This window comes from Streptomyces sp. NPDC051684 (assembly GCF_044453445.1).
Lineage (GTDB): Bacteria > Actinomycetota > Actinomycetes > Streptomycetales > Streptomycetaceae > Streptomyces.
The window spans coordinates 1-1,851 of the sequence record NZ_JBITCS010000088.1; the positions used below are offsets into that span (position 1 = coordinate 1).

At 56.8% G+C, this 1,851-nt stretch carries 1 rRNA gene (only partly in view); it reads right to left on the reverse strand.

The features are described from left to right. Positions 1 to 23 precede the first annotated feature (23 nt). Positions 24 to 1,851, reverse strand: a 23S ribosomal RNA gene (locus ACIA8D_RS41650); it runs 1,368 nt beyond the window's last position.

Consider the following 1,851-nt stretch of genomic DNA (forward strand, 5'->3'; position numbering starts at 1 on the left):
CAACACAGTGGACGCGAGCAACTGAGGACAAGCCCTCGGCCTATTAGTACCGGTCACCTCCACACCTTGCGGTGCTTCCAGATCCGGCCTATCAACCCAGTCGTCTACTGGGAGCCTTAACCCCTCATGGGGGTGGGAATACTCATCTCGAAGCAGGCTTCCCGCTTAGATGCTTTCAGCGGTTATCCTTTCCGAACGTAGCCAACCAGCCATGCCCTTGGCAGGACAACTGGCACACCAGAGGTTCGTCCGTCCCGGTCCTCTCGTACTAGGGACAGCCCTTCTCAATATTCCTACGCGCACAGAGGATAGGGACCGAACTGTCTCACGACGTTCTAAACCCAGCTCGCGTACCGCTTTAATGGGCGAACAGCCCAACCCTTGGGACCGACTCCAGCCCCAGGATGCGACGAGCCGACATCGAGGTGCCAAACCATCCCGTCGATATGGACTCTTGGGGAAGATCAGCCTGTTATCCCCGGGGTACCTTTTATCCGTTGAGCGACGGCGCTTCCACAAGCCACCGCCGGATCACTAGTCCCGACTTTCGTCCCTGCTCGACCCGTCGGTCTCACAGTCAAGCTCCCTTGTGCACTTACACTCAACACCTGATTACCAACCAGGCTGAGGGAACCTTTGGGCGCCTCCGTTACCCTTTGGGAGGCAACCGCCCCAGTTAAACTACCCATCAGACACTGTCCCTGATCCGGATCACGGACCCAGGTTAGACATCCAGCACGACCAGAGTGGTATTTCAACGACGACTCCACAACCACTGGCGTGGCCGCTTCAAAGTCTCCCACCTATCCTACACAAGCCGAACCGAACACCAATATCAAACTGTAGTAAAGGTCCCGGGGTCTTTCCGTCCTTCTGCGCGAAACGAGCATCTTTACTCGTAGTGCAATTTCACCGGGCCTATGGTTGAGACAGTCGAGAAGTCGTTACGCCATTCGTGCAGGTCGGAACTTACCCGACAAGGAATTTCGCTACCTTAGGATGGTTATAGTTACCACCGCCGTTTACTGGCGCTTAAGTTCTCAGCTTCGCCACACCGAAATGTGACTAACCGGTCCCCTTAACGTTCCAGCACCGGGCAGGCGTCAGTCCGTATACATCGCCTTACGGCTTCGCACGGACCTGTGTTTTTAGTAAACAGTCGCTTCTCGCTGGTCTCTGCGGCCACCCCCAGCTCAGACAGCACGTGTCATCACCAGGAATGGCCCCCCTTCTCCCGAAGTTACGGGGGCATTTTGCCGAGTTCCTTAACCATAGTTCACCCGAACGCCTCGGTATTCTCTACCTGACCACCTGAGTCGGTTTAGGGTACGGGCCGCCATGAAACTCGCTAGAGGCTTTTCTCGACAGCATAGGATCATCCACTTCACCACAATCGGCTCGGCATCAGGTCTCAGGCACAAGCTGTCCGGATTTACCTAGACAGCGCCCTACACCCTTACCCCGGGACTACCATCGCCCGGGCTGGACTACCTTCCTGCGTCACCCCATCGCTCACCTACTACCAGCTTGGACCGGCGGCTCCACCACTTTCCATTCCCCGAAGGGTCCGGAACGGCTTCACGGCCTTAGCATCACTGGATTCGATGTCTTTCGCGTCACAGCGGGTACCGGAATATCAACCGGTTATCCATCGACTACGCCTGTCGGCCTCGCCTTAGGTCCCGACTTACCCTGGGCAGATCAGCTTGACCCAGGAACCCTTAGTCAATCGGCGCACACGTTTCTCACGTGTGTATCGCTACTCATGCCTGCATTCTCACTCGTGAACCGTCCACAACTCGCTTCCGCGGCTGCTTCACCCGGCACACGACGCTCCCCTACCCATCCACG